Annotated in this window: 31 protein-coding genes and 1 other annotated feature; of the genes, 1 reads left to right on the top strand and 30 read right to left on the bottom strand. The window is 48.1% G+C overall.

What is annotated here, in order from left to right; all coding sequences use genetic code 11:
- Positions 1-38: 38 nt before the first annotated feature.
- Positions 39-291, bottom strand: a binding site (T-box leader).
- 40 nt (positions 292-331) lie between these two features.
- From recN to C12CBH8_RS06005, 28 genes are all read right to left on the bottom strand, one after another.
- On the bottom strand, positions 332-2011 hold the full coding sequence (recN, locus tag C12CBH8_RS05870; RefSeq protein ID WP_099321968.1) for a DNA repair protein RecN: 1680 nt from the start codon (positions 2009-2011) through the stop codon (positions 332-334).
- A gap of 48 nt (positions 2012-2059) precedes the next feature.
- Positions 2060-2512, bottom strand: a complete 453-nt coding sequence (gene argR / locus C12CBH8_RS05875) for an arginine repressor (protein WP_090266381.1) — start codon at positions 2510-2512, stop codon at positions 2060-2062.
- A gap of 1 nt (position 2513) precedes the next feature.
- The gene (locus C12CBH8_RS05880; RefSeq protein ID WP_215533748.1) at positions 2514-3362 is read right to left on the bottom strand and encodes an NAD(+)/NADH kinase; all 849 of its coding nucleotides are present in this window, start codon (positions 3360-3362) and stop codon (positions 2514-2516) included.
- Complete coding sequence (locus C12CBH8_RS05885; protein ID WP_343063120.1) at positions 3334-4188, bottom strand: TlyA family RNA methyltransferase; 855 nt, start codon at positions 4186-4188, stop codon at positions 3334-3336. Before C12CBH8_RS05885 ends, C12CBH8_RS05880 begins: the two co-directional genes overlap by 29 nt.
- On the bottom strand, positions 4181-6055 hold the full coding sequence (gene dxs / locus C12CBH8_RS05890; protein ID WP_215533749.1) for a 1-deoxy-D-xylulose-5-phosphate synthase: 1875 nt from the start codon (positions 6053-6055) through the stop codon (positions 4181-4183). The genes C12CBH8_RS05885 and dxs overlap by 8 nt, the downstream gene beginning before the upstream one ends.
- 93 nt (positions 6056-6148) lie before the next feature.
- Complete coding sequence (locus C12CBH8_RS05895) at positions 6149-6670, bottom strand: divergent PAP2 family protein (RefSeq protein ID WP_090266387.1); 522 nt, start codon at positions 6668-6670, stop codon at positions 6149-6151.
- Between the two features lie 17 nt (positions 6671-6687).
- Positions 6688-7566, bottom strand: a complete 879-nt coding sequence (locus tag C12CBH8_RS05900; RefSeq protein WP_215533750.1) for a polyprenyl synthetase family protein — start codon at positions 7564-7566, stop codon at positions 6688-6690.
- Positions 7566-7796 carry an exodeoxyribonuclease VII small subunit gene (locus C12CBH8_RS05905; protein ID WP_090266390.1) on the bottom strand — a complete coding sequence of 77 codons (231 nt, stop codon included), beginning with the start codon at positions 7794-7796 and terminating at the stop codon, positions 7566-7568. The genes C12CBH8_RS05900 and C12CBH8_RS05905 overlap by 1 nt, the downstream gene beginning before the upstream one ends.
- A complete protein-coding gene (gene xseA, locus C12CBH8_RS05910; protein WP_099321973.1) occupies positions 7793-9013 on the bottom strand; it encodes an exodeoxyribonuclease VII large subunit in 1221 nt (406 codons plus the stop codon). Before xseA ends, C12CBH8_RS05905 begins: the two co-directional genes overlap by 4 nt.
- Positions 9014-9047: 34 nt before the next feature.
- The gene (gene nusB / locus C12CBH8_RS05915; protein WP_246441767.1) at positions 9048-9470 is read right to left on the bottom strand and encodes a transcription antitermination factor NusB; all 423 of its coding nucleotides are present in this window, start codon (positions 9468-9470) and stop codon (positions 9048-9050) included.
- 80 nt (positions 9471-9550) lie between these two features.
- The gene (locus C12CBH8_RS05920) at positions 9551-9925 is read right to left on the bottom strand and encodes an Asp23/Gls24 family envelope stress response protein (RefSeq protein WP_215533751.1); all 375 of its coding nucleotides are present in this window, start codon (positions 9923-9925) and stop codon (positions 9551-9553) included.
- A gap of 336 nt (positions 9926-10261) precedes the next feature.
- Positions 10262-10882, bottom strand: coding sequence for a SpoIIIAH-like family protein (locus tag C12CBH8_RS05925; protein ID WP_215533752.1), 621 nt, complete (start codon positions 10880-10882; stop codon positions 10262-10264).
- Between the two features lie 16 nt (positions 10883-10898).
- On the bottom strand, positions 10899-11492 hold the full coding sequence (locus C12CBH8_RS05930; protein WP_090266396.1) for a hypothetical protein: 594 nt from the start codon (positions 11490-11492) through the stop codon (positions 10899-10901).
- Entirely contained in the window at positions 11489-11983 is a 495-nt protein-coding gene (locus C12CBH8_RS05935; protein ID WP_215533753.1) for a stage III sporulation protein AF, read from the bottom strand. The genes C12CBH8_RS05930 and C12CBH8_RS05935 overlap by 4 nt, the downstream gene beginning before the upstream one ends.
- Positions 11983-13146 carry a stage III sporulation protein AE gene (locus C12CBH8_RS05940; protein ID WP_090266399.1) on the bottom strand — a complete coding sequence of 388 codons (1164 nt, stop codon included), beginning with the start codon at positions 13144-13146 and terminating at the stop codon, positions 11983-11985. Before C12CBH8_RS05940 ends, C12CBH8_RS05935 begins: the two co-directional genes overlap by 1 nt.
- Before the next feature lie 16 nt (positions 13147-13162).
- Positions 13163-13552 carry a SpoIIIAC/SpoIIIAD family protein gene (locus tag C12CBH8_RS05945; RefSeq protein ID WP_090266400.1) on the bottom strand — a complete coding sequence of 130 codons (390 nt, stop codon included), beginning with the start codon at positions 13550-13552 and terminating at the stop codon, positions 13163-13165.
- A complete protein-coding gene (gene spoIIIAC / locus C12CBH8_RS05950) occupies positions 13549-13743 on the bottom strand; it encodes a stage III sporulation protein AC (RefSeq protein WP_090266402.1) in 195 nt (64 codons plus the stop codon). The genes C12CBH8_RS05945 and spoIIIAC overlap by 4 nt, the downstream gene beginning before the upstream one ends.
- 63 nt (positions 13744-13806) lie before the next feature.
- Positions 13807-14265, bottom strand: a complete 459-nt coding sequence (locus C12CBH8_RS05955) for a stage III sporulation protein AB (RefSeq protein WP_246441769.1) — start codon at positions 14263-14265, stop codon at positions 13807-13809.
- A complete protein-coding gene (locus C12CBH8_RS05960; protein WP_215533755.1) occupies positions 14231-15268 on the bottom strand; it encodes an AAA family ATPase in 1038 nt (345 codons plus the stop codon). Before C12CBH8_RS05960 ends, C12CBH8_RS05955 begins: the two co-directional genes overlap by 35 nt.
- A gap of 145 nt (positions 15269-15413) precedes the next feature.
- Entirely contained in the window at positions 15414-15779 is a 366-nt protein-coding gene (locus C12CBH8_RS05965; protein WP_215533756.1) for a YccF domain-containing protein, read from the bottom strand.
- A gap of 55 nt (positions 15780-15834) precedes the next feature.
- On the bottom strand, positions 15835-16515 hold the full coding sequence (locus C12CBH8_RS05970; protein ID WP_215533757.1) for a hypothetical protein: 681 nt from the start codon (positions 16513-16515) through the stop codon (positions 15835-15837).
- A 48-nt stretch (positions 16516-16563) separates the two neighbouring features.
- On the bottom strand, positions 16564-17838 hold the full coding sequence (gene purD, locus C12CBH8_RS05975) for a phosphoribosylamine--glycine ligase (RefSeq protein WP_215533758.1): 1275 nt from the start codon (positions 17836-17838) through the stop codon (positions 16564-16566).
- A gap of 28 nt (positions 17839-17866) precedes the next feature.
- Positions 17867-19417: a bifunctional phosphoribosylaminoimidazolecarboxamide formyltransferase/IMP cyclohydrolase gene (gene purH / locus C12CBH8_RS05980; RefSeq protein ID WP_215533759.1), complete on the bottom strand. Its 1551-nt coding sequence runs from the start codon at positions 19415-19417 to the stop codon at positions 17867-17869.
- A complete protein-coding gene (gene purN / locus C12CBH8_RS05985) occupies positions 19418-20056 on the bottom strand; it encodes a phosphoribosylglycinamide formyltransferase (protein ID WP_215533760.1) in 639 nt (212 codons plus the stop codon).
- Positions 20050-21087, bottom strand: coding sequence for a phosphoribosylformylglycinamidine cyclo-ligase (gene purM / locus C12CBH8_RS05990; protein ID WP_099321985.1), 1038 nt, complete (start codon positions 21085-21087; stop codon positions 20050-20052). The genes purN and purM overlap by 7 nt, the downstream gene beginning before the upstream one ends.
- A gap of 28 nt (positions 21088-21115) precedes the next feature.
- Positions 21116-21622 carry a 5-(carboxyamino)imidazole ribonucleotide mutase gene (purE, locus tag C12CBH8_RS05995; RefSeq protein WP_215533761.1) on the bottom strand — a complete coding sequence of 169 codons (507 nt, stop codon included), beginning with the start codon at positions 21620-21622 and terminating at the stop codon, positions 21116-21118.
- 247 nt (positions 21623-21869) lie between these two features.
- The gene (locus C12CBH8_RS06000) at positions 21870-23033 is read right to left on the bottom strand and encodes a sodium ion-translocating decarboxylase subunit beta (protein WP_090266426.1); all 1164 of its coding nucleotides are present in this window, start codon (positions 23031-23033) and stop codon (positions 21870-21872) included.
- 122 nt (positions 23034-23155) lie between these two features.
- On the bottom strand, positions 23156-23539 hold the full coding sequence (locus C12CBH8_RS06005) for an OadG family protein (RefSeq protein ID WP_171846403.1): 384 nt from the start codon (positions 23537-23539) through the stop codon (positions 23156-23158).
- Between the two features lie 525 nt (positions 23540-24064).
- On the opposite strand from C12CBH8_RS06005, the gene C12CBH8_RS06010 reads away from it, so the two are divergent.
- Complete coding sequence (locus tag C12CBH8_RS06010; RefSeq protein WP_090266301.1) at positions 24065-24895, top strand: AraC family transcriptional regulator; 831 nt, start codon at positions 24065-24067, stop codon at positions 24893-24895.
- 60 nt (positions 24896-24955) lie between these two features.
- On the opposite strand, the gene C12CBH8_RS06015 is transcribed toward C12CBH8_RS06010, so the two are convergent.
- Complete coding sequence (locus C12CBH8_RS06015; protein ID WP_090266299.1) at positions 24956-25561, bottom strand: dipicolinate synthase subunit B; 606 nt, start codon at positions 25559-25561, stop codon at positions 24956-24958.
- The gene (gene dpsA / locus C12CBH8_RS06020) at positions 25558-26436 is read right to left on the bottom strand and encodes a dipicolinate synthase subunit DpsA (protein WP_246441320.1); all 879 of its coding nucleotides are present in this window, start codon (positions 26434-26436) and stop codon (positions 25558-25560) included. Before dpsA ends, C12CBH8_RS06015 begins: the two co-directional genes overlap by 4 nt.
- Positions 26437-26874: the final 438 nt, after the last annotated feature.

Consider the following 26874-nt stretch of genomic DNA (forward strand, 5'->3'; position numbering starts at 1 on the left):
GAGGGGAAAAAGCAAAGAAAAAGTCCCCTGCTCAAAGAGCAGAGGACGAGAAATTCCCGTGGTACCACCTCAATGCATCCTTATCTTCACAGATAAAGACCTTAACGAGTTCAAAAAAACCCTTGCGCAATAACGAGCGCAACCCGTCATTTCCTACTGCAAGACTTGATGCCCTGGTTCAAAAATACGGCTGATAGGATGTATTTCACATCAGACTCTCATCCTCTTCCACCGGCCGAGGACTCTCTTTAGAGAAAAACCAATGTTACTTTTTCCCGTCATAGCCTTTTACTACGCTGTATTTAAACACACTTTCTCAGATTTGTCAAGCTTAATTTGATGTTTGCTGTCCTAAATCCAACATTTCTTGTGCATTTTGTAGGCTCACAGGGGTAATGCTTTCTCCTCCGATAATACGGGCGATTTCTTGGACACGTTGGGCAAGCTCCATCCGGGTGACCTGTGTATAGGTTCTTCCCTCCCGCACTTGTTTCTCAATAAGCAAATGAGAATTTGCCAGTGCGGCGATCTGAGCGGAATGAGTAACGCAAATAACTTGACGGCTCTCTGCGATTTGATGCAATTTCTGTCCCACTTTTTGTGCGGCACGGCCGCTGATTCCAGTGTCTACCTCATCGAAGATCAAGGTATCAATGTCGTCTTTATCGGCCAAAGCCGTTTTGATGGCCAGCATAATGCGAGAAAGCTCGCCGCCTGAGGCAATCTTGGCCAAGGCCTTTGGCGGTTCTCCCTGGTTGACTGAGATGAGGAATTCCATTGTCTCTGCTCCATCGGCATATAGGGCGCAAGGATGAAATGCCGCTTCAAACGTCACTCCCGGCATATCCAAAAAGGTAAGCTGATCCTTAACCTGTTTTTCCAACAGAATAGCAGCTTTCCGTCTGCCCTGGGACACCTGAAGTGCCAATGTTTTGGCCTGTTCTGTGGCTTCTTCCAATTGCCTTTTTAACTGCTCGAGTCTTTCATCCGCCTGCTCGATGGACTCTAATTCCGCCTTGGCTCCCTTTAAGAAATCCAGCATCTCCTCTTCGGTTTCACCATACTTGCATCCGAGGCGATACAATACATCCAAGCGCTCTTCAATGGTGTCTAAATCATCTGGATCGCATTCCATCTGACGGCTCTTATCCCTGAGCTCATCCGAGACGTCGCTGACTTCATAAGCGATATCCTGTACCCTCTTGGCAAGTTCCTCCAGATCAGGATACACCTCCACAATCGATGAGAGGGCATCGGCTGCACGCTCCATCAGCTGGGCAGCACCTGAATCATCCTCTGTCCCGCCGATGGAGATACGGGCTTCTTCCACCGACCGCACAATGCGTTCAGCATTGACAATCAATGCCCTTTGTTCACTGAGATACTCCCGTTCCCCCAACTGGATATCTGCTGCTTCCAGTTCATCAATTTGATATTGGAGCAAATCGATGCGTCGGGCTTTTTCCGCCTCATCCATCTGAAAGCCGCTGAGTTCTTTTTTTACTGCACACAGATTTCGGAAAGCTTCCCGATAATCCTCTAATTGGTTTTGGTAGTCTCCCAGCCGGTCCAAGTACTGCATGTGCCGTTCAGGAGACAACAGAGCCTGATTATCGTGCTGGCCATGGATATTGATCAAAGAACTTCCTAATTCCCGCAAGATTGACAGCGTAGCAGGCTGACCGCCGATACGACATAATCCCTTTCCCCCTGTGCTAATATCTCGTTGGATCAATAGCATACCATCCTCATCGCATTCGAATCCCAATTGTTCCAGCGCAGATAAAGCAGTGGAAGAAAGATCACAAAATAAAGCCGAGACTCTAGCCTTGTCAGCACCGCTACGGATGATCTCTTTGCTGGTGCGATGGCCTAGGATCGCGTTGATGGCATCGATAACGATGGATTTTCCCGCACCGGTTTCGCCTGTTAAGGCGTTCAGACCGGATGAAAATAAAATATCAGCACGCTCAATAACAGCGATATTTTCAATGTGGAGGTTTTGAAGCATAAAAGATCACCCCTTAGCGAAACAAAGGCATTCACATGGAATGCCTTTTTATTTTTTTGATAACTTTTTTAATTCCGTCACGAGTGAAATAGCATGGGATTCTGTGCGGCAGACAATGAGAAAAGTATCATCTCCAGACAAAGTCCCAACTACGCCTTCCCAATGCATGGAATCCAAAGCGGCGCAGGCGGCATTTGCCATACCCGCAAAACATTTTACCACCAAGATATTTTGTGCATAATCAATGGAGATGACCGCATCGGCGAATAAACTATGGAATTTAGAAGAAATCCCATCCATATCCTGTTTAGCAGAGGTGTAGCGGTAACGGCCTGAACCATCCAATGACTTGATGAGGCGCAGCTCCTTAATATCCCGGGATACGGTGGCTTGTGTTACATCATATCCATATTCCTTTAAACTTCTCAACAGCTCTTCTTGTGTATCGATAGGACGCTGCTGAATCAGTTCTAGAATTTTAGCGTGACGCTTGGCTTTCATCCTAAGACCTCCTGTTAATCAGCTTTTCGTTGAGTACGTCATAAAAAGCTTGTCGTTTGATGCGGAGAATGGATGCCTCCAATTCCGCCTTTTGAATGTGGACACAGTCACCTGGAGATAACAATCGTCCCTGTTCCCCATCCACAGTCAAGTAAGCATCTGTACCGGAAAGACAGGACGCTGTCAATCGAATTTTTTTATCATCCCGAAATAGAATGCTCCTTGCAAACAAGGAATGTGGACAGATCGGAGTTACTAAAATCCCACTCATTTCAGGATCAACCACTGGTCCACCAGCTGACAGAGAATAAGCTGTTGATCCGGTAGGGGTGGATACAATCATGCCGTCAGCGCGGTAGGAAGCGATGTCTTTGCCGTCTAAAGCAAGATCAATATCGATAATGCGGGATAGAGAACTTTTAGAGACTACCGCATCATTAAGGGCATAGTAAATACCCGGCTGATTTTCAATAGTAACCTGGAGAAGCATACGGTGATCGACCATGTAGTCCCCCGAAAAGAGACAGGACAGACGATCCAATTCATTGCTTTCCAGGCCGGCCATAAATCCTAAACGTCCTACATTGACGCCTAACACTGGCTTATGAAAAATAGCAGCTCGTTTGGCGGCGTGAAGAATGGTTCCATCCCCACCCAGAGCAACTAGGATTTGACAGTCTTGAATCATAGAATCAAAATCCATATAGTGGGTATCCGGAGCTAAAAACTGATTTCGAACCGATTGATCCAATAAAATTTCGGCTCCCAGCTTCTTGAGATGATTGCAAACCTCAAAAGCAACTGTAAAGCAATTTGGCTTGTCAGTGTTGAGCAGCAGTGCTATCTTCATGAGCGAGTTCTCCTTTGGAAAAATGTCCATGAGATCGGGAAACTAAGCCGTTTAAGTCGAACTCTGTAAAGGGTTTTGCGTTTACAGAGTTTTTCTTACAAATATGCATTAAATACTCGATATTTCCCTCCGGACCTTTAACAGGAGAGAAATCTAAATGTAAAATGTCGAATCCTGCATTTTCTGTAAATTCAAATACATTCTCTAAAACTTCTAGATGGACAGCGGGATCTCGTACAACACCCTTTTTCCCTACTTTGCCTTTTCCCGCTTCAAACTGAGGCTTAATTAAACAAACTGCTTGTCCTTCCGGGGAGAGAAAATCGAAAAGTACAGGTAAGATAAGTTTGAGTGAGATGAAGGAAACATCCACACTGGCAAAGTCCAAAAGATCCGGGACTTGTTCCTTTGTTAAGTATCGCACATTGGTACGCTCTAAATTTACCACCCGTGGATCGGTGCGTAGTTTCCAAGCTAGCTGTCCATACCCTACGTCTACTGCGTAGACCTTAGCTGCTCCATGTTGCAGCATACAGTCGGTAAATCCACCTGTAGAAGCACCGATGTCCATAGCTATAACATCTTGCAAACTAAGGTCAAAAGAGTCCATCGCCTTTTGAAGTTTAAGTCCACCCCGGCTGACGAATGGGATATCTTTACCGCGTACTTCAATTCGTGCTGTGGAAGATACGGATGTACCAGCTTTTAGAGCTTTCTGCCCGTCTACATACACAGAGCCCGACATGATAAGTCGTTGAGCCCGATCCCGGCTCTGTGCCAAGTTATTTTCTACCAATAGAACATCCAGTCTTTTTTTCTCACTCAACTGTCTTTTCCCCCTGCAAAACAGATGCCGCCATTGCCTGTGCATCCAATCCAAAGTGAGTCAATGCGCTTGCAACCGTACTTTGTGGTATAAATTGATCCGGAAGAGCATGGAGGGAAAACTTTCCTTTAAAACCAACTTGATACAGCTGGAATCCAAAACTTTGCCCAATGCCGCCTTCCTGCATGCCTTCCTCGTAGAAAAACACCGATGAAAAATTCTTGACTTTATCAAATACCGATGGATCCATCGGTTTGACTACATTTAATTTTAGAATACAAACCGCTTTTCCATTTTTGTTTAAGATATCCCGCGCTAGGCAGGCTTCGGAAAAAAGCCGGCCAAATGTAACAATAAGATTAGGAGCATCTGGATCTCCATAGAAAGTATATGATTGTTTTTGACTGTGATAGTCTTGCGGAATAAAGCCCTGTTCTCCCCGCGGATATCGAAGGGCAACAACCCCTTTGTAATGATAAAAGGCATCTTTTAACATGCTGTCAAGCTCGTCATAGCTGGACGGTGCCAATATTGTGATGTTGGGAATGGTATGCAAAAAGGAGGCGTCAAATACTCCCTGATGTGTTTCTCCATCTTCTCCCACTAGGCCGGCTCGATCAATGGCCAACACGATTTTTAGATTTTGCAATGCAGCGTCGTGAATGATCTGGTCATAGCCGCGCTGTAAAAAGGTGGAGTATACGGCAAACGCAGGCAACAGTCCGTTTTTAGCCAGCCCGGAGGCAAATGTAATAGCGTGTTGTTCGGCGATGCCCACATCAAAAAAGCGATTCCGATACTGGTGTGCAAACTCATTGAGTCCGACTCCGGACGCCATAGCGGCTGTGATGGCACAAATACGAGTATCCGTCCGCGCCATGGTGCACAGAGATGTGCCAAACCGTTTGGAAAAACTATAATCTGCGTGTTCGGTATTGCCTGTCCCGATATTAAATCCAGAGGTGCCATGAAATGCCTTAGGATTTTCTTCAGCGAATATATAACCCTTCCCCTTGACAGTACATACATGCAGCAAAACGGGACGGTGAATCTCTTTGCTGGACTCCAAGACGTCACAAAGAACCCGTAGATTATGTCCATCCACTGGACCGACATAAGCAAATCCCATATTTTCAAAAATCGTGTTGCCGTACAAGACGTTTTTCAATCCGGCCTTCATTTTTATGATCCCGTTTTCGATTTTCACACCGGCCTTAGGCAACTTCAAGATGGCCTTTTCCACTCGGCTCTTTAAACGGAAATAAGCCGGTTTGGATCGAATACCAGCCAAATGCCGGGCAATTGATCCCACATTGCGGGAGATGGACATCTTATTATCATTTAAAATCACAATGAGCTTTGATTTGCTCCGTCCAGCGTTATTGATTGCTTCATAAGCAAGGCCGCCTGTTAAAGCTCCATCGCCAATGACGGCGATGGTATAGCTGTCGTCACCCATCAGCTCCTTAGCCTTTGCAAGGCCGAAAGCAGCCGAAATGGAGGTGCTGGAATGACCGGATACAAAAGAATCGTGTTCGCTTTCCTCCGGCCGACAAAAACCAGAAAGTCCATTCTCCTGACGAAGGGAGAAAAATTCCTGATATCGTCCAGTCAATAATTTATGGGTATAACATTGATGCCCAACATCCCAGACGATCTGGTCATGAGGGGAGCAAAACACTTTATGAAGAGCTACCGAGAGCTCTACTACACCTAAATTGGAGGCTAAATGTCCCCCATTGTGCGATACCGTTCCAATCAGCTCTCTGCGGATCTCTGCGCACAGATCATCCAGCTGCCGGAACGTCATATTTTTAATATCTTCCGGTCCTTTTATGGAAGAAAGAAGCCTCCCAAAGGTAGACATGGCGCACGCTCCTTTGCAACTGAAAATAGAATCCCACCGCCAGAAAAATAAGCGGTCATCCTTTGCAAGAACCTCGGTTCCATGGTATAACCTTTACCGAGGAACCAACATGGCCACTAAAATCCCCAGCAAAGCACCGGCCAATACTTGCAGAGGAGTATGTCCTAACCCTTCTTTTAATTCCTTATCATCGTCATCATCGTCGTCCCGCCGCAAACTGGCTAGACGAGAACGTTCTTCTTCCAAGACGTGTTCTTTCTGTTTCTTGCCAAAAATAGGCCAATCCAATTGATCCAGCATTCGGTTGAGTACTTTGGCCTGTTCGCCGGCTGCACGGCGTACACCCATAGCATCGTACATCACCACCGCGGCAAACAAGAACGCCAAGGCAAACAAAGGTGAACTAACACCTTCCACACGAGACATAGAGATCGTCAAGGCACACACCATTGCCGAATGAGCGCTGGGCATACCTCCCGCTCCTACGAGACGTTCCGGATCAAATTTACGGGTGACAAATAAGGTGAGCAGTGTTTTAATCACTTGGGCGGAAAGCCATGCCAAAACAGCCGACACCAAAATATAATTACCAAAAACCGCTCGAATTGTTTCCATACTTTTCTACACCAGCCTTATTGGTTTCGATTGCATAACAAATGCGCTAAATCGGCCAATTGCTGGCCTTTCTGTCCAAAAGGATGCAAAGCCTCGATGGCCAAATTAGTTTGTTTCTCGGCCATTTTACGAGCTTCTTTCAGACCATAAAGAGTCACATAAGTGGATTTATGTTGTTTGAGATCCTTACCGGCTGTTTTACCCAGCGCAGAAGAATCAACTGTAGCATCCAGGATATCATCCGTGATCTGAAACATAAGTCCCAAATGCAGCGCATATTGACGACATGCCTCTAACTGAATCTTATTTCCTCTGGCAGCAATAACGCCTAATGAAGCGGCTGCGGCAATGAGAGCCCCTGTTTTGCCGGCGTGCATAGCCCGAAGGGTCTGGGCGTCCACCGATTTGTTCTCGCTTTCTAAATCGATGATCTGCCCCCCAACCATACCTTGATATCCAGCGGCCCGGCTCAATTCTCGGACGGCTTCCACCGATGCTTCCAGCGGATTAATCGGGTCGCATAGTACTTCAAAAGCCAAGGTAAGCAGTGCGTCCCCGGCTAACAACGCTGTAGCCTCTCCGTATTTCGCATGGGTAGAGGGCTTCCCACGCCGCATAAGATCGTTATCCATACACGGCAAATCGTCGTGGATAAGTGAGTAACTGTGGATCATCTCCACTCCGCAAGCGAAAGGCAAAGCTTTTTTGCTCTCTCCACCGCAGATATGGCAACATTCCATTGTAAGCGTTGGACGGACTCGTTTTCCACCATCTAAAACGCTGTAACGCATAGCATCAGTCAGAGCTTGCGTCAAGCTGCCCTGCTGGACGATGTACTGTTTCAGTGCATCCTCCACCAGAGCGGCATTCTCCGACAACATTTCATAAGCAGTCATCACTTCTCCTCCTTTTCTGGAGAGACAAGAGGCTCGTCCTCTTCACCCGTCAACAATGTGACTTTTTGTTCCGCCTTTTGCAGAACTTCACTGCAATGATTTAAAAGCTTTAGTCCCTCTTCAAAGCACTGGATGGATTGTTCGACCGGCAAGTCCCCGGACTCCAGCTCTGCCACAATCTCTTCTAATCTAGTCATAGATGTTTCAAATGTCATCTTTTTCTCACTCATTTGTTTTCACTCCCCATGGAAGTTTTTTCAAACGCCGTACAATGGATTTTTCCGTCTGAAACCTGAAGAGAAATAGTATCTCCTAAGGCCACATCTTCAGTTGATCGGATGGTTTTATCCTTTGTCCGAGCAACGGTATATCCTCTGGCCAATACTTTTAAAGGACTCAGTGCGTCTAATTTGGCAGCCATTTCGGCCAGCTTTTTCCTCGGTTCAAAAAGCTTACGATGGTATGCGCTGACAAGATCATTGGAGATTTGATCCAGCAACATACGTTTTTCCAGCAAGATATCCTGAGGCTGGTGAAAAATACGGGATTTCTCAACCTGTTCCAGACGATGTCGTGCTTGTTCGACCATAAGGAGCATATTCTGGATCATAGTAGCGCGAACTATATGAAGCTCAGCCAGAAGATCCGATGCCTGGGGGACTGCCAGTTCAGCAGCGGCGGATGGAGTGGGAGCCCGTAGATCGGCCGCTAAATCACACAAGGTATAGTCGGTTTCATGACCGACTGCCGAGATTACTGGAATATCCGATCGGGCAACAGCTTGTACAACCTCCTCACTGTTAAAAGCCCATAGATCCTCCATCGAACCGCCGCCTCTTCCTACAATAATGACGTCGGCAGCCTTTTTCTGGTTGATCAAATCAAGCGCCGCTGCAATTTGGGAAGGGGCTTCTTCTCCCTGCACCAATACTGGACAAAGGACTACCTCCGCCAGTGGGAATCGACGGTTTAAAATATTTTTGATATCCTGCACGGCGGCGCCTGTGGGAGACGTCACTACGCCTACCCGCATCGGCATCGACGGCAGGGCTTTTTTCCGGCTTTGCTCAAAGAGTCCTTGGGCATGGAGCTTTTTTTTCAATTGCTCCAAAGCTACCTGCATGGCCCCTACACCGGCCGGCTGCATGTCATCAATATAAAACTGATACTGCCCGTCCCGTTCATAAAGCGAGATTCGTCCTCGTACCAGCACTTTCATCCCATTCTCCGGGACAAACCGGAGCCGAGACGCCACATTTTTAAACATAACCGCTTTTATTGCTGACTGATCGTCTTTCAGGGAGAGGTAACAATGGCCCGAGCGATAATGATTGACAAAATTGGAGACCTCACCAGTTAAGTAAACCGACTGAAGACGAGGATCTCCTTCTAAGATGGATTTTACATAAGTATTCACCTGGGTAACCGTAAGCACAAGATTGCTCATAAAACCTCCCCAAAAGGACAAAGTACAATGCTGATTATTCCGCTGGTTGAGGGGATTTGTCCCTGCGGGATACAGCGCCTAAAATTCCATTGAGAAAAGAGGCGTCTTCATCCCCGCCGTATTGTTTGGCGAGCTCCACCGCTTCGTTGATGGATACGCCGTCCGGTACATCGGACACATAAAGCATTTCGTAACAACTGAGACGCAGCAGAGAGAGCACCACTCGGGACAGTCTTTTCTTATCCCACTTTTCAGAATACTTCTCAATCATTTGATCGATCTCATCCATATGATTGCATGCGCCTTCCGCCGCCGAGACGGCATAAGGAGCTACCTCAATTTGGCGTGCCTCGGTAGCCTCGTCTATAATGTCGGAAATGCCTTCCTCTTGAGGGCGAAAGCTTTTTTCAAACAGCAATATAAAAGCCTGCTCACGGGCTTGTCTTCTCGTCATCATTGTCCCAGCTCCTCAAAGTCCTTTTGAATAAGCAACCCTCCACCACACAAGTGGAGGGTTGCTTATATTTAAATTATCTTTTAAGCCTCCTGAGTCTCCAACGCTACGTTTGCCACATGGACATTCACCCTTGTAACCACGCGGCCCGTCATACTCTGGATGGCTTCTTTCACATTTTTTTGGATGGCACCTGCCACCGTTGGGATATGGCATCCCATGTTAAGATTAACGTAAAGGTCAAGAATCAATTCGTTTTCGTCGCTTGTGATGACAACCGACCGCGCCACTCTTTGCTGGGAGAAAAGACCTTTGATGTGGGTATGCTTTGCCAAAGACGCTACACCTTCCACTTCACTGGCCGCAGTGCTGGCGATAGAAGCCAGTACACGCTCCGAGATGATACACGATCCACTGCTGGATACCTCTGTTTCTGGATAAATTGGACGACGCTCCAAAGAAATCTCCTCCTTATCGCTGCGTACAATGTTACTCGATTGTGGCGACCATTTCAGCCGCTATCGTCCAGGGCCATAGGGATCAAAAATCATCCGCCCATTTTTAGGCAAGGGCGCAGATACACAAACTATTACACTCTTTATTATACCACAAACTTCCGTCTACACAACCACCTTTCTCCCTGAAATTTGCATACAAGCGAATATCTCTTGCATAAATCCGGGGATTACCTGTATAATCTCGCACAACCGTTCCTTTTCCTTCCCCACAAAAAACGGCGCCTTTGAAGCATTTGCCCAAAGTCGCCGTCTTTTTGTTTCCGCTTTTTTCAGGAATTATTCTACTGGTACAATGGTGATGTTGTCGGCCGACACCTGTGCATTGGAGGTAATAACGTCTTTGATCTGAGCCACTTCGCTGGGCAGGAGTCCGTCCGACTGGACGATCACATTGGCTTTGTCGTCCTCAATGTACACCATGCATTCTGTAAAGCCTTTGGCCTTGATAAGATTTTCAATCTCGCCTTCGTCCTTGACGTTTTGAGCGATTTTGGCGGAGGCGGCCAAGGCTTCGGTTTTGGCCGAGTCATCGGCTTGTGCATCGGCTAGGACATCCTTCAAAACGTCTACAGCCTCTTCCCTGGACTGTTCACGATTGAGCCGGGCTTCTACAAAATAAGCGCTGCCCTGGGTTTGGGTGGCCGAAGCGTCGCCTTCATCTGCTGTACTGGCATCATCGCCTTCGGGGGTAGAGGCATCGCCGCTGGACGCCTCTGATGCATTGACATAAGCTGCGTCGCCGTAATTATAAGTCTCGGAGGAGGAGCTGCTCAAGGTACCGGTGGCAGTGAAGTCCTCGCCCGCCTTATTGAACTGGAAGTTGAGGTAAATGGCAAGCCCTAACGCGACAACCAGCGTGGCAATCAAAACCTGACGTTTTCCAAACATTGTTTTCATAAGAAATCTCCCCTTATTACTTTGTTTCACTGGATCGTTTTGTTACACACACCCGCTTGGATGAGATGTCAAGAGCGGTGGTGATGGCTTGCGAGATGCGGGTTTGTACCACTGGATCGTCCCCGCCCTGGCATACAACCACTACTCCTTTGATCTGTGGCTCCAATTGCGTTTTGATCAGCGCCTTTTCCCCTCCTTCCGGATCGTCCACTAGGATGACGTTTTGTTCTACATCCTGCCGCTCTTGGATCCTTGTGGTGTTCTCCCCCGTTATGTCCTGTGATTTATCGGTATTTTTCTGCTCCTGATTGGCGTAAATATTTTGAACGCCGGTTTCCAGCGTGACCATGATTTCCGATTGCCCCACCCCTTCGATGCTATTGACAATGGAGGCGAGCCTTTGCTGAAGAAGATCGGTGTATTCCGATGTCGTCATAGTGGTGGTCGTCTCTTCGTTTTTCGTGGCCGTCTCGCTCTTGGGCCAGAAGGAGGACAATAAAATAAGAACCATCCCAGCGATGCCGGCAATCAGGATAATTTTTTTCCCCTTTTCACCGCTTACATATTTGTGAAAGGCTCCTTGTATCGTCCCCATGGCATCTCCCTTCATGATGTTTTCACCTCCGATACGCTTAAAACACGGGGCGTAAATCCCAGTGTTTCTTGTATCGCCGACCGAACGCTGCCCTTCATTTTCTGATCTTCATCTTTGAGGACAACGTCAATCTGTTTAATGGATATGCTGCCGTCTGCGTCGGTATCCATATGAATGAGAATTTTTTCTGGAGTAATTCCGACTTTTTGTGTGGCGTCCATGCTAAGCTGTTTGAGGCGTACTTCTACCTGATCCTGAAGCTGACGGTGCATCTCCTGCTTAAGATTTTGGGCGCTTTCCTCTACGCTGATCGGTTCGTCCGGCAAAGAGAATTCCGGCAAAGAGTCGGAATTAAAAAATGGGGAAAGGAAGCAGCAGAGGAAAAACGCTGCTACCGCCACTTTAAAGATCTTTTGCAAAGCTCCGGATGGAGCAAGCATTTGCGCCAAAGCCGCCGCTAAGGCGCCCATACAGATGGCAGTGGCCCATCCTCGAATCCAGTCCATTATACGCTCACCCCCAGTGCAAGCAGTATGGTGGTAGAGATGATAAGCAAGAGAGAACAGCACAGCATTACAGCGATCAGTAGGTTCAAGACTTTAGCAGTGGATCGAAGCATAGCTGAAATCTGCTTTAAATCAAAGAGATCGGAGAATGCAGCCCCGATGTTGAGAATAAATTGCCAGATGAGAGCTTGGATGAGAGGCGGAACAAAAATGACGATAACCGCCAGGATTCCAAAGCTTCCTACCGTACTTTTGAGCAGCCCTACACATCCCTGGACAGCGCCTAAGGCGTCACCCAATGCACTGCCCACCACGGGGATAAAACTGCCGCTGAAGAATTTAGCCGCCTTGATGGCCACGCCGTCGGACGCGTTGCCCACCACGCCTTGGATGGAAAGGATGCCCACAAAGATGGTCATCACCAGTCCGAGCACCCAGGAAGCTACTTTCTGGATACTCCCCGCCGTAGCGCTTAAATTGAGGTTGGGCGCCACGGCGGAAACCAAGCTGAAGGCTAGGAAAAGGGACAAAAGAGGGACGACAATGGTGTTGGCTGCTGAGGACACCACCTGTGCTACGCCAAAGAGAAGTCCCTGGTAGAGGGAAGCGGTGACAGGTTGTCCCGCTGCAGTGGTGATGCCGGCAAATACGGGAATAAAGGACAACATAAACGTCGAACTGGCCCTTACGGCCTCCCCTGCCTTTTGAATGACCTCCAACACGGGAAGGATGATCGCCACCCCTACGGATAACGCGGCCACCGCCCCAAATACACCGGCAAGAGGACGTTCCCCAAAGGAAATCTTAAATCCTTCCAGCAAAGCGCACAGTAAAATAATACCCGCCACAGCAGCAGCTGACTTAAGCGGACCTTTCGCACTTTCTTTGACGGTATCGGTGAGGGTTGTGGCAACGCTGTCGGTGGTGAGACCTAGGAGGCTGTCCGGCTGAATGGAGTCGATCCCCAATTTTCGAAGCAACTCTTTTGTTTCCTCAGGAAGCTCATCGGTAAGTTCATCGGCACCGCTGGCCTTGAGCTGATCTTCAAAATCATATTCTGAGACTGTGTCAGAGGTACTGGATATGGCATCGGAAGCCCCAACTGCTAAGGGGAACAGCATCGTTAAGAAGAAAAAAAGAGTGCAGATCAGCATCTTTTTCATGTTTTCACGTCCCCCTTTACCCCCGGATAAGCGATATAGCCATATCGGCTACCTTTTGGAACAGCGGTAAGGCGAAAATCAAAATGGCCACTTTTCCAGCCAGTTCAATCTTGGATGCCAGTGCAGTCTCTCCTACATCCCGGCAGCTGTCGCAGGCCAACTGCGTTAGAAAGCACACCCCCAAAGATTTGAACAAAATACCAGCATATTCCGTCGGCATACCGGCTGCCGATACGAGATCGCTCATCTGACGGACGGCTGGCGTCACCTGAGACAGAATCAGGATCAACAGGATGATCCCGGCCCCAATGCTGATCATCATGGAGTATTCTGGATTTTGCTTCTTGATCAGGATCGCGATGGCCGCAGCCACTACGCCGATGCCTGCAATGGCCGCGATGTTCATAATCCAAACACCGATTTGACCACATGGAACAAATCGCTAATCTCCTGGATGATGATGGTCAATACCACAATCAATCCTGCCAACGTGGTCAGCATGGCTTGTTCCTCCCGTCCGGACCGTATCAGTACCTGGTTGAGGACAGCCACGATTATGCCAATGGCGGCTATTTTAAAGATCAGATCCACATCCATTTTTCATTCCTCCCACGTCGGCAGGCGCACTGCGAAGCGGATGCCTGTTTTGATTGATCCCAACTATGCAAAAACGATGGCCGCTCCGATACCGGCTAAAATCCCTAGGGTGGAGTAGAGTCTTCCCATTCCATCCCGATCGGCCCGGGCCTGTTTGAGGGATTCCTCCACCAACTTGCCGTGGAGATGACAATTGGCTAATTGTCCTTCCACATCGGTCGTACCCAAGCCGCTGCCAAAGGCGTAGAGAATGCTGAGATCCTTTTCCTTGAGATATGATTTTTTGCCCTGCTTGCCCACGCTTTGCTCCCATGCGTCGGGAAATGCCATTCCTTCTTCGCAGTTCTTAGCGCACTGTTTTAAAAAGGGAAGGCATTCCAAATCCTTCTGAACCGACATTTGCCGAATGAGATCGGTCAGAGGCAAGGCTCTATAACGGATTTGTGTGGCGATATCCTGGATCATGGATAGTACGGCCTCCAACTGCTTAACACGGCCCCCAAATTCCGCCGACTTCATCATTCCCACTAAGGTCCCCGTCACAATCAAACACAACAGCCCTATGATCTTCAAGCAAGTCACCTACCTTCGTCACCGACTGGATCCGTCCAGGATGATCCCTGCCCGCCATAACGGCCACATAGTCGAACGCATGGGTGTTGAGTAAAGCTCGTCCTTGAGGACGGTTCATAAGCTCCGATAGACTGCCTGCGTGGATGGAAGCAATCATCTCCGCACCGCCGTTGACCCCAGCTTTGATGGCGTCGATATCGGCATCGTCCCCCACCTCGTCGCATACGATGACCTGAGGCGCCAGACTGCGCAATGCTTGCAGGATTCCCTGGGCCTTGGGATAACCGTCCAGACAGTCGCAACAGGGGCCCAGATTATTTTGAGCCTGTCCTCGATAGACGCCTCCCAGTTCACCGCGTTCATCCACCAGGGCCACTCGATAGTAACATCCCGTGGCGCCGGAGGATAGCTGTCGTGCCAAGTCCCTGAGGATGGTTGTTTTGCCGCATCCCGGCGGTCCCGCCAAAAGAAGTCCCTTCGCACCTTTGGCAAAGGTGGAGTGGATGATGGAATCGGCTGCACCGAAATGCTGCCGGGCGATACGAAGATTGATAGAAGAGATGTCCCGCACACTGGAGATTTTACCTTCCTCTAGTACAGCCGTACCACAGATGCCGGCTCGATGCCCTCCTCGGACGGTGATAAAGCCATTCTGGATATCTCCTTGAAAGCTATGGATGGAATAGTCGCAAAGTGCGGCCATAGCCTTCTCCATGGTCTCTAGCGTGGCGGCGGGAAGCCCGTCCTGATAGACATTTGTCACATGTCCCTTTTCAGTGACAAAATAAATTTGATCGGCCCCCGTCAGCACAACAGGCCCGCCTATATGTAGATGTACCTCTTGCGTCTTGGCCTTTACGTCCTCTGGGACACGTTTGAGCCATGTGCTCCACTTCTCTCCCAATCGGCTGACGGCATCGTCATACCGGGTTGCCAATGTGATCTTATCCATACTTGTCCCTCCTTTGCTAACATAGATATGGGACATCCCCATCCGATATGACATAATCTTCCCCCTGAAATCAAAAAAAGGAACTCCGCTGTAGACTCATTTGTCTACAATGGAGTTCCTTTTCTTTTTTCTACCGCGTCTTGTTCTATACAGATACCACAGACGCCCCAAAAGGCATCAATGCCAATTTGGCCAGCTTAAAACACTGTTTTCCAAATGGAATACCAATAATGGTAATACACAAGATACATCCAAGTATAGCCGATTCAATGGCTAAAAGGAGACCGCCAAAGATCATCCAAAGAATATTGAGCAAGACGGATCCTACCCCACCGCCAAACTGCACCTCTTTCCCAAACGGGAAAAAGGCAAGACCGGCCAATTTGAAACACTGTATACCAATGGGAATTCCCACAATGGTGATGCACCATACCACTCCTACCAGCACCCAACTAAGGCCCTGCCATATGCCGCCAAACAGGAACCACAGTGCGTTTCCCAAACAGCCCAAACTGCCACCATCCTTTCCGGGATATCGTAGGTATCAATATCTTTTTGTAGACTTATTATTCATCGAAAAGGCTGTGGATGACTTGCTTTTCCGCCTCGGTTTTATAGGGGAACTTGTCCAAATCTTCCGCATTTCTCTCGGCTGGGATATCCTTTTCCCGAACAATGCCATCTACTTGCGCCACGGCATTTAATTTGTCTTTTGCAAAGCCGTCGTTATAGAGATCCAAGCTTTTACCGGAGGGAAGCTCGATCCAATAAAACATCTTCCAATTTCCAGCTACGCTCATTTCTGTCGCACCATAGAGAAACTGGATGGAAGTTTCCGCTTTCGTGACTTCATCCCACGAGATGCTTTCGGTTTTGCTGCCAAAAGCATTGTAGTGACTCACGCCGGCACTGGTCACTTCATAATGGCTCGTCATGGCTACACAGGGGATAACAACCGATAAAACCACTGTTGCAGCCGTGATAATCACAAATTTAATGTGTTCCCGCAGGATAAAATGACCACGGTAAAGCCGTACGCCGATGCTGCCCAGCAGGAGGACAGGAACCACTGAACAAACAGTAGCCAAATTGTAAACCGAGCCGGCTACGCTGACAATGGCATCCGGCCTAGATGTCAGAAAATTCGTTTGGATTAAAGTAATGAGGTAAGGGGCTCCCAGCAGGCAAAAGAATAACAGCCCCACTGCCACAATCAAGATACATTTTTCTACTTTTGACTGTTCCAACTCGCACATCCTTATTGCAAAGAGAGGCCATTCTAATCGGCCCAGTTTTTAGTCCGAATACTCTACCCGCCCGATATCAGTACGGTAATGAGCGCCGTCGAAACGCACTTTCTGAACCGCTTCATAAGCGTTATCCAAGGCCTGATCCAAAGAATCTCCCATCGCGGTGATGCCCAAGACGCGGCCGCCGGCCGTAACAAAGGTATTGTCGCGATACTGGGTACCGGCATGATACACAATCGCACCCTCCACCTGACCATTTTCGTCCAGCCCGGAGATGGGGATATTTTTCTCATATTTGCCGGGATATCCTCCCGACGCTAAAATAACACAGGCACTGGCCTGTTCCGACCATTGGATGTCGAGCTCATCCAGCTTTTCGTCGATAACGGCATTCATAATATCGACCAGATCGGTTTTCAAACGGGGCAGTACAACCTGGGCCTCCGGATCACCAAAGCGGCAGTTGTATTCGATAACCTTGGGACCGTCCGCCGTCAGCATCAAACCAAAGTAAAGGCATCCTTTAAAGGGACGTCCCTCTTTGCTCATGGCTTGAATTGTTGGAAGAAAAATTTCTTCCATACAGCGTTTGGCTGTAGCGTCGTCGTAATAAGGATTGGGGCTGATGGTACCCATACCGCCGGTATTGGGACCCAAATTGCCGTCAAACACTCGTTTATGATCCATGGAGGACACCATAGGTTTCACTGTCTTCCCATCGGTAAAGGACAAAACTGATACCTCCGGTCCTGTGATAAATTCCTCCACAATGACGCGGTTACCCGATGCGCCGAAAATTTTATCTTCCATGATGGAGTGGAGGGCCGCCGCCGCTTCTGTTTCATCGGCAGCAATGACGACGCCTTTGCCCAAGGCAAGACCGTCGGCTTTGATGACGGTGGGATATTTGCCCTCTTCCCGAATAAACTGAAGAGCTTCTTTAGGGTCCTCGAACACATGGTAACCCGCAGTGGGGATTCCATACTGCTTCATCAAGGATTTAGAGAATACCTTGCTGCCTTCCAGGATTGCCGCTTTTTGATTGGGGCCAAAGCAACGCAGGCCAGCTTTCTCCATCTCATCCACCATGCCATCCACCAGAGGATTGTCGGGGGCCACTACCACTAAGTCAGCACCGATTTCCTTGGCAAGACGTACCATGCCTTCCATGTCGTCCACCGACACATTGTGACACTGGGCATCTTTTGAGATACCGCCATTCCCGGGAGCGCAATGGATTTCCGTAACCTTAGGACTTTCTTTCAGCTTACGGATCAGGGCATGTTCACGGCCGCCGCCGCCTACCATTAGGATTTTCATAAAGTAAATTCCTCCCTATCCGTTATCATTAGTGCTTAAAGTGCCGCATTCCAGTGAACAGCATAGCAATACCGGCTTCATCGGCAGCTTTGATGCTGTCTTCATCACGAATGGAACCGCCTGGTTGGATAATGGCGGTAATACCGGCTTTTTGAGCGGCTTCTACACAGTCAGAGAACGGGAAGAATGCATCTGAACCCATGACGCTTCCCTTTACCTTATCGCCGCCGTACTTGATAGCAAGTTCCAGGGCGGTAATGCGGTTGGTCTGGCCAGGGCCGATTCCAACGGTCATATTATCTTTAGCTAAGGCGATACCGTTGGATTTAACATGCTTTACCACTTTCCAAACAAACATCAGCTGTTTCATTTCCTCTTCAGTGGGCTGACGCTTTGTAACGCAGCGGATGTCCTCTTCATGGAGAAGCTCCGTATCCAGCTGCTGAACCAGCAATCCACCGGCTACCTTCTTCATATCCAGCATATCAGGCGTATTGGGTTTGGCCAAATCGGGCAGCTTCAAAAGGCGGATGTTCTTTTTCTTCTCCAAAATTTCCAAAGCATCGGCGTCAAAATCAGGAGCGATGATGATCTCCAGGAAGATTTTAGCAAGTTCCTCAGCAGTCTGTTTATCTACCGGACGATTCAGAGCAACAATACCGCCGAAAATCGACACAGGATCAGACTCATAAGCTTTCATATAAGCTTCATAGATGGTCTCTCCCACGCCAACGCCACAGGGATTAGCATGTTTGACACCCACAGCAGTAGGCTGCTCGGAACCAAACTCTTTTAGGACATCCAACGCACCATTGGCGTCGTTGATATTGTTATAAGAAAGCTCTTTGCCGTGAAGCTGCTGAGCGGCTGCCAGCGTATTGGAGCGATTGCCGATCTCACGGTAGAAGGCCGCAGCCTGATGGGGATTTTCACCGTAGCGCATATCCTGTACCTTTTCAAAGGTCATGGTAAAGGCATCCGGCATCTGTGTCTCACCCCGCTGGGCACGCAGATAGGTGTTGATCATGGCGTCGTACTGGGCGGTATGTTCAAACACTTTACCGGCTAGACGGAAACGAGTCTCTTTGGATACCGTTCCAGACTGCTTATACTCCTCAATTACCTTCTGATAATCAGACGGGTCCACGATGACCGAAACATCCTGCCAGTTTTTCGCAGCGGCACGGATCATTGTAGGACCGCCGATATCAATATTCTCAATAGCGTCCTCTAAAGTGACGTCGGGCTTTAAGATGGTCTGTTTAAAGGGATACAGATTGATGGCCACCACATCGATAGGAGTAACACCCAGCTTTTCCAACTGCTCCATATGCTCAGGGTTGGAACGCATAGCCAGAATACCCGCATGAATCATGGGATGCAGGGTTTTGACACGGCCGTCCAAACACTCCGGAAAACCGGTGACATCCGATACATTGGTCACAGCCAATCCAGCGTCTGTAAGAGCCTTGGCAGTGCCGCCGGTGGACAACACCTCAAACCCCAACCCGATAAGCTCCCGGGCAAAATCCACGATGCCTGTTTTATCCGATACGCTAAGAATTGCACGTTTTTTCATCTATGATCTTCTCCCTTCATGAATGGTAACCCTCTGATCTTCTCGTACTTCTAACCGTCCGTCACAAAAAAGTGATACTGCCTGAGGAAGTAGTTTCCACTCGGCTTGTTCCATCACCCGGCGCTGTAGAATTTCCGGGGTATCCCCTTCCTGCACCTCCACAGCTTTTTGCAGAATAATGGGACCTCCATCCGGGATCTTATTGACAAAATGCACGGTTGCCCCTGTCACCTTAACGCCCCGTTCCAGAGCGGCCTCGTGTACCTTTAACCCATAGTAACCACTGCCGCAAAAAGATGGAATGAGAGACGGATGCACATTAATGATACGATTTTGATAAGTTTCCAGCATTCTCTCCCCTAAAATGGAGAGAAATCCGGCTAATACAACCAAATCAACCTTGTACTTTTGTAGCATCTGAGTCAAAGAATCATCGAATTCTTCGGGACTAAGGCCCTTTCGTGCCACTACTTCGCCAGGAATACCAGCGGCATGAGCTCGCTCCAAAGCATAAACTCCCACTTTACTGGACACTACACATACAATGCGGCCGCCGGGGATCTCCCCTCTATTCTGTGCGTCGATCAGTGCCTGTAAGTTGGTTCCTCCGCCTGATACTAGGACTGCGATGTTTAGCATAATTCCACCCCGGTCTCACCGGTACGAACTTCGCCTAAGATACAAGCCTGCTCCCCATTGGCGGCCAGAACTTCCAACGCCTTATCGGCCTCGTCTTTGGGCAGAGCAATACACAAACCTACACCCATGTTAAAAGTATTGAACATGTCGTGCTCTGGAATATCGCCCCAGCTCTGGATTACCTTAAAGATCGGTTTTACAGGAACCGCATTCTTTTCGATAACAGCCCTCTGATTTTCTCCTAACATACGTGGGATGTTCTCATAAAAACCGCCGCCCGTGATATGAGATACTGCATGGACGTCACATTGTTCGATAAGAGCCAGCAAAGGCTTTACGTAAATCTTAGTTGGAGTTAGGAGAGTTTCTCCCAAAGTGCCTCCCAGCTCATCGATGTGCATGGAAAGAGACTGCGGTCCTACATTAAACACTTTACGTACCAAAGAGAAGCCATTGGAATGGACGCCGGAGGACTGGACGCCAATCAGAACATCTCCGGGTTGAATTTTTGTCCCATCGATGATCTTGGAACGATCCACCATACCGACGGCAAAGCCAGCTAGATCATATTCGTCGGCCGGATAGAACCCAGGCATTTCAGCCGTCTCGCCTCCGATGAGGGCGCATCCGGCTTGTACGCATCCTTCCGCTACACCCGACACAATCGATGCTACACGTTCCGGTACATTCTTTCCCACTGCTACATAGTCCAGGAAAAATAGGGGTCTTGCACCGCTGCAAATAATGTCGTTGACACACATTGCCACACAGTCGATACCTACCGTATCATGTTTATCCATCAAGAAAGCGATTTTCAGTTTTGTACCTACACCGTCGGTACCCGATACCAATACCGGCTGTTGCATTCCGGATAGATCCGGAGCAAACAATCCGCCAAAGCCACCGATGCCACTGAGTACTCCTGGAATAGAAGTCCGGGCTACGTGAGATTTCATCAGTTCCACAGCCTTGTATCCGGCTGTAACATCTACGCCTGCAGCCTTGTAGCTATCACTAAAACTATTGTTCATTGGTTTCCCTCCGTTATATCGACTGTTTTTACAGTTCGGCTACCTTTGCCTGCAAAGCGGCATCCTTCTGTAAGACGCCTTCGGTCATATTCTGCTTCATAGCAGCCAGCCGACCTGCCAATTGATCGTCCGACACTGCCAAAATCTGAGCTGCCAACAGGGCTGCATTTTGAGCTCCATCGATAGCCACTGTAGCGACGGGGATTCCGCCTGGCATTTGTACCGTGGCGAGCAGAGCATCCAGACCATCCAGAGTAGAGGATTTGATGGGAATACCAATAACAGGCAATGTGGTATGGGCGGCCAATACACCTGCCAAATGAGCAGCTTTACCCGCTGCCGCGATGATGACGCCAAATCCATTTTCCTTAGCTGAGCCTGCGAAAGTTGAAGCTTGAGCAGGTGTGCGATGGGCCGACATCACATGGGCTTCCACCGGGATGTCTAGTTCTTTGAGCTGCTTAATGGCTTTCTCCACCACCGGCAGATCGCTATCACTCCCCATAATAACAGCCACTTTTTTGCGCTGAGACATAAACCAAATCGCTCCCTTTCCAGTATTGAGCGGCTTTTTGCATCTTTTTTGATAAAAGCCGCTGTTTTCTAATAAAAATTGCAAATGTACTTTTATTGTAATATATCCCTCTTCTAAATTCAAGGAAACAGGACAAAAAATAGCATTTCTCGTCCTTTAGAATCGGATGAAATTTTGGAGTAAGACAAAAAACAGGTGCTGCTTGAAACCAAACAGCACCTGTTTTTTATTGTTAGAACTATGTGGCTTATCCAAACAGAGCGATAAAGACGCCTGCTGCCACAGCCGAACCGATAACGCCAGCCACATTGGGACCCATAGCGTGCATCAACAGGAAGTTGGAAGGATTCTCCTTCTGACCAACTTTCTGGGAAACACGGGCCGCCATCGGGACAGCCGATACACCGGCCGAACCAATAAGAGGATTGACCTTGCCTTTGGTAAAGACATACATGAGTTTACCAAACAGCACGCCGCCAGCAGTACCCATCATGAAGGCCAACAAACCAAGTACGACGATACCGATGGTCTGAGGAGTCAAGAAGGTTTGTCCGTTGGCAGTAGCGCCTACCGTCACGCCCAAGAAAATGGTGACGATATTGATAAGTTCATTCTGTGCAGTCTTGAAGATACGATCCACCACGCCGCTTTCACGCATCAGGTTACCCAGCATGAGCATACCTACTAACGGGGCAGCAGACGGGAGAATCAGGGAGACTACGATGGTGACCAAGATGGGGAAAATAATTTTTTCCGTCTTAGACACAGGACGAAGCTGCTCCATCACTACCATACGTTCTTTCTTGGTGGTAAGCAGTTTCATAATGGGAGGCTGGATAATCGGAACCAACGCCATATACGAATACGCTGCAACAGCGATAGGACCAAGCAGCTCAGGTTTCAATTTAGAAGTTACGTAAATAGCGGTAGGACCGTCGGCTCCACCGATGATACCGATGGAGGCGGCAGCATTGTTATCAAAGGAGATGCCGGGAACATAAGCATCCAGCAGTCTGGCACCGATAAAGGTGGTAAAGATGCCCAACTGAGCAGCTGCGCCCAGCAGGAAGCTCTTGGGATTGGCAATCAGGGGGCCGAAGTCGGTCATAGCGCCGATACCCAAGAAGATCAGAGGCGGATAAATACCCATCTTAACGCCCTGATATAAGTAATACAGTAGGCCGCCCGTCTGACTCGTTACCTCATAGAACTGCTGGCCATTCTGCGTTATAATGGGATAGTTTTCTACCACTCCCTCTACAACCGGTTTTAACTCCATCACCGGAGTACTCATCAAGCCAGCCAAGGGAAGGTTTGCAAGAAGCATACCAAATGCAATGGGTAATAAAAGAAGAGGTTCGTATTTTTTTACAATTGCCAAGTACAGAAGGACACATGAGACTGCAATCATCAAATAGTTCTGCCAGTACTCAAGGCCGAAACCTGATGTGTTAATCAGATTCTGTACGGCTTCGATTAGTCCGTCAAACACCGCAAATCGTCCTTTCGAAGTTGTTTAATGATCCCATCCTTTCAGGATGAAAAAGGGCGTGAGTTCTCGTAGACGCCTGCAGACCTCCACGCAGGACGAGCGGTTCCTTCGCGGCGAACACTGCGCACGGCGTACGTCACGCCGGTTGCTGAGCCCATGGACGCAACTGCCGCTGCAATTACCGCCAGCACCTCGTTGGAAATTCCTTGAGGAGCTGCCGCAGCCTGCATAGGTGCCTTGGAACCCACATTGGCTACATTATCTGTTTTTTTTTCCGTGTTTGTGGAATCGGCGGAACCTTTGTCTCGATTCTGGATGGAATAGACGATTTTGCCATAAGCCCAAATCAAAAACGTCAAAAGGATCAAAACAGCAAACACAACCACCAAGCCAGTGATAACCACTGTAAACATCTCCTGAGCCATACTTCTCCCTCCTTTGTTAAAAAATGTAAAATCCACGCAACAAGCGAACAGATTTATTATACCGTGTTTTTCACTAAAATTCAATTATTCAAATTGAGTTTTTATATTTTTCATTTGTTTTGGTGTCTTGCCCTAATTTTACCAACATTTTTTGTCTTGTTTTTTGTGATTAGAACCATTCTCCCTTTTTTGACCAAAAAACATCCGAAAAAGTATTAAAATTTAAATATGCATGAAATTATTATAATTTTTGCATTTCTTTCAATGTATTATACCTTGGTCTATAATTTTTAGGTATTTATTACGACTATTTTTATATATTTTTTTGTAACTGTCTTGCGATTTCTTTTGTTATGCATTATAATAATATAGGGGTTATGATGTTATTTGATATAAATTCGTAGGAACTTATATCAAAACTTGAGTGTCTGGATGTTCGAAAAGAGCCAGATGCATGTAGAACGTAGATGTTTTGATAACGACTTTGCGAGATCTTGTCCTATTTTAGTAAGGGAGGGAAAGAAAATGGCACAAGAGGCTTTTAAGCATTCTTACAAGGTCAACCATAGTGCTTCCATGGGGCTAACCGTTTACAATTGTGGGCTTCAAAAATGTGAACCCGGCCACAGTTGGGGTCCAGCCGTCCGTGATCATTATCTCATTCACTACATTCTTTCAGGCCGAGGACATTATGAGGTCGGAGATAAGCAGTATGAATTGTCTGCCGGCAGCGGCTTTTTAGCCGCACCTTCCACTGTTATCTACTACCAAGCCGATCAAGACGATCCTTGGCAATACACTTGGGTTGGATTCAATGGCGCTGAAGCCGATCATTTGATGCGGCTTGTGGGCTTGTCCATGGAGCATCCTATTTTTTATGCTGAACTTGACGGCCCTATTCCTTCTCTCATTGCCTCGATCTTAGAGGTTACCGGCCATCGTCCCTCGGACGAGATCCGGATGGAAGGAAAACTTTTAGAATTTTTAGCTGCCTTGGTGGAATTGAACGGTCATAATGATTGCCATCATGAGGTAGGTGCTTCCCGTAGATACGTGGAAAAGGCTCTGCAATATATTCAGTATAACTATTCCCGCGCCATCAATGTCGGAGACATTGCCGAAAGCGTAGGGATTAGCCGCAGTCACCTTTACCGTTTATTTATGGAAGAATTGAACATCTCCCCCAATGAATACTTAACTCGGTTTCGGATCGATCAGGCTTGTGATTTGTTAGAGCAAGGATTATCGGTCAGTGAAGCTGCTTATTCTTCTGGTTTTTCCGACCAGCTTTATTTCTCTCGCGTTTTTAAGAAACGTAAAAATGTTCCTCCTAGCAAATATGCACCGCATAAATAACAGCGCCATGATTTCATGGCGCTGTTTTCATTTCTGATCAATAAAGTAGGATTTTGCCTTTTAAAGATTTTCAGTAGGAACGGCTTTCCCATCCACCCAGAGGACCGGCTGGATCTGTTTTCCCAAAAGAGCCTCTTCCATAGTGGGGATCAGCATATCAAACTTCGCCACCAAAGATGTGGGCTTCTTTTGTGGATCATCTTGTTCCATGGGGACGAAATAGATATTTTTAGTATTCATAAGCTTGCCGATATTAGGAGCGGATGCTGATAATCCATCGTTGGTGGCGGGACAGATGACCAAAGGGCTTCCATTGCGCAGATGGGATTTGGATGCCATAGTGACAGGAGAATCGGTGATGCCCAAAGCCAGTTTACCCATGGTATTGCCTGTACAGGGAACGATGACAAGGATATCCAGCATTTTCTTTGGGCCGATGGGTTCCGCCCCGTCGATGGTATGTATAATGGATCTTCCGCATAATTCTTCGATATGCTGCCGGAAATCTTCGGCTTTGCCAAATCGGGTATCGGTGGAATAGGCGATCTGGGACATAATGGGCACTACTTTATGCCCTAGTTCCAGAAGCTTTTCCATCTGTGGGATTGCCTTGGAAAAGGTGCAGAATGAACCGCACATTGCAAAACCCACTGTTATATTATTCATGGGGTTGCCTCCTCAATGATATTCAAAATGGTATCTTTGATGATGGCGCCTGCGGTCCACGGCGCAGTTTTTCCCGGCAGTGACAGCGCCCAGATGGTTTTGACACCTAAACGTCCGGCTGTTTCAAAATCCACTCCGCCCGGTTTGGATGCCAGGTCGATGATAAGACAATGATTCTTTACTTTGCTCAATACCTTCTCATCAAAAAGCATGGCTGGGACAGAATTAAAGATCACGTCAGCTTGTGCGACAGCCTGTTCCATCTGAGCAGTGGGGATGTATTGATATCCTTCTACTTGGGCCCAAGCGGCATCACTGTGCTTTCGGGCGGCGATGGTTACATGAGCCCCCAACCCTGCCAGCTTGAGAGCCAGTACTTTGGCCACTCGGCCGAATCCGACTACAAGACATTGAGAGCCATCCAAGGTAAACGGGAGTTCCTCCATTGCCAATTGGATGGCTCCCTCTGCGGTAGGAACGGCGTTGCGTACTGCAAGCTCTTCCCGCTTTAAGTAATCCACTAATGTCAGCCCATACTCTTGCGCACGCTGGGCAATGGTCGGAGATACTTGGCCGGCAAATAATGTCTGGCCTGGGACGGCGGTTCCAAAGACTTCGGAGATGGTAATGGTGTTGCAAGAAAACGGCGCGTTGATGGATTCTCCGTCGGTGGTCAAAGGCATAGGCAAAAGAATATACCGGCAGCCGTGGATGGCGTCGGCTACGCTGCGTGCCCGACGGACGTCGCTTCCCATTTCAATATCGGAGTCAAACCCTACTGCGTGCACGGTAAACCCATCTGACGCCAGCAGATGAGCCGCCCTTGCCTGCCGCAAGTCCCCTCCGATGACAGCAAAAGGTTCTCGTGTCATCATAGTTAAAACCCCCTGGATTTTCTTTTCTATCATATGGCGAAAAAGCGATGGATGTGCCAACTTTAAAAGGGATGGATCTTTCGATTCCGCCCCTATTGGGATCAAATGCTTTGAGCTCTTTATGCCTTATGGATCTTGTGGCATTTTGTATTTCAGTCCCTATAGCTAGGATATGATGGATTAGATGGATGGGTGCTGTCTTTTTTCTTTGCCGCATCCTTTTTGCTCAGACGTTGACAAGTGGTCAACGGATTGCTCATCGATTTCCGGTGATGCTGCTGACATTGGTCACAAAGCCCATGCCGCGGACATTTTCGCTTACAGGGGCAGTTTTTATCTTTAGGATTCAATTAAAAAAGTCCTCCTTAAAGATGGCGTTAGGGTGTTTGATGCTAGTTTACCATAACTTGTGTGCAAAACAATACCCCAAGCTAAGAT

It is taken from the genome of Solibaculum mannosilyticum (assembly GCF_015140235.1).
Classification (GTDB): Bacteria; Bacillota; Clostridia; order Oscillospirales; family Acutalibacteraceae; genus Solibaculum; species Solibaculum mannosilyticum.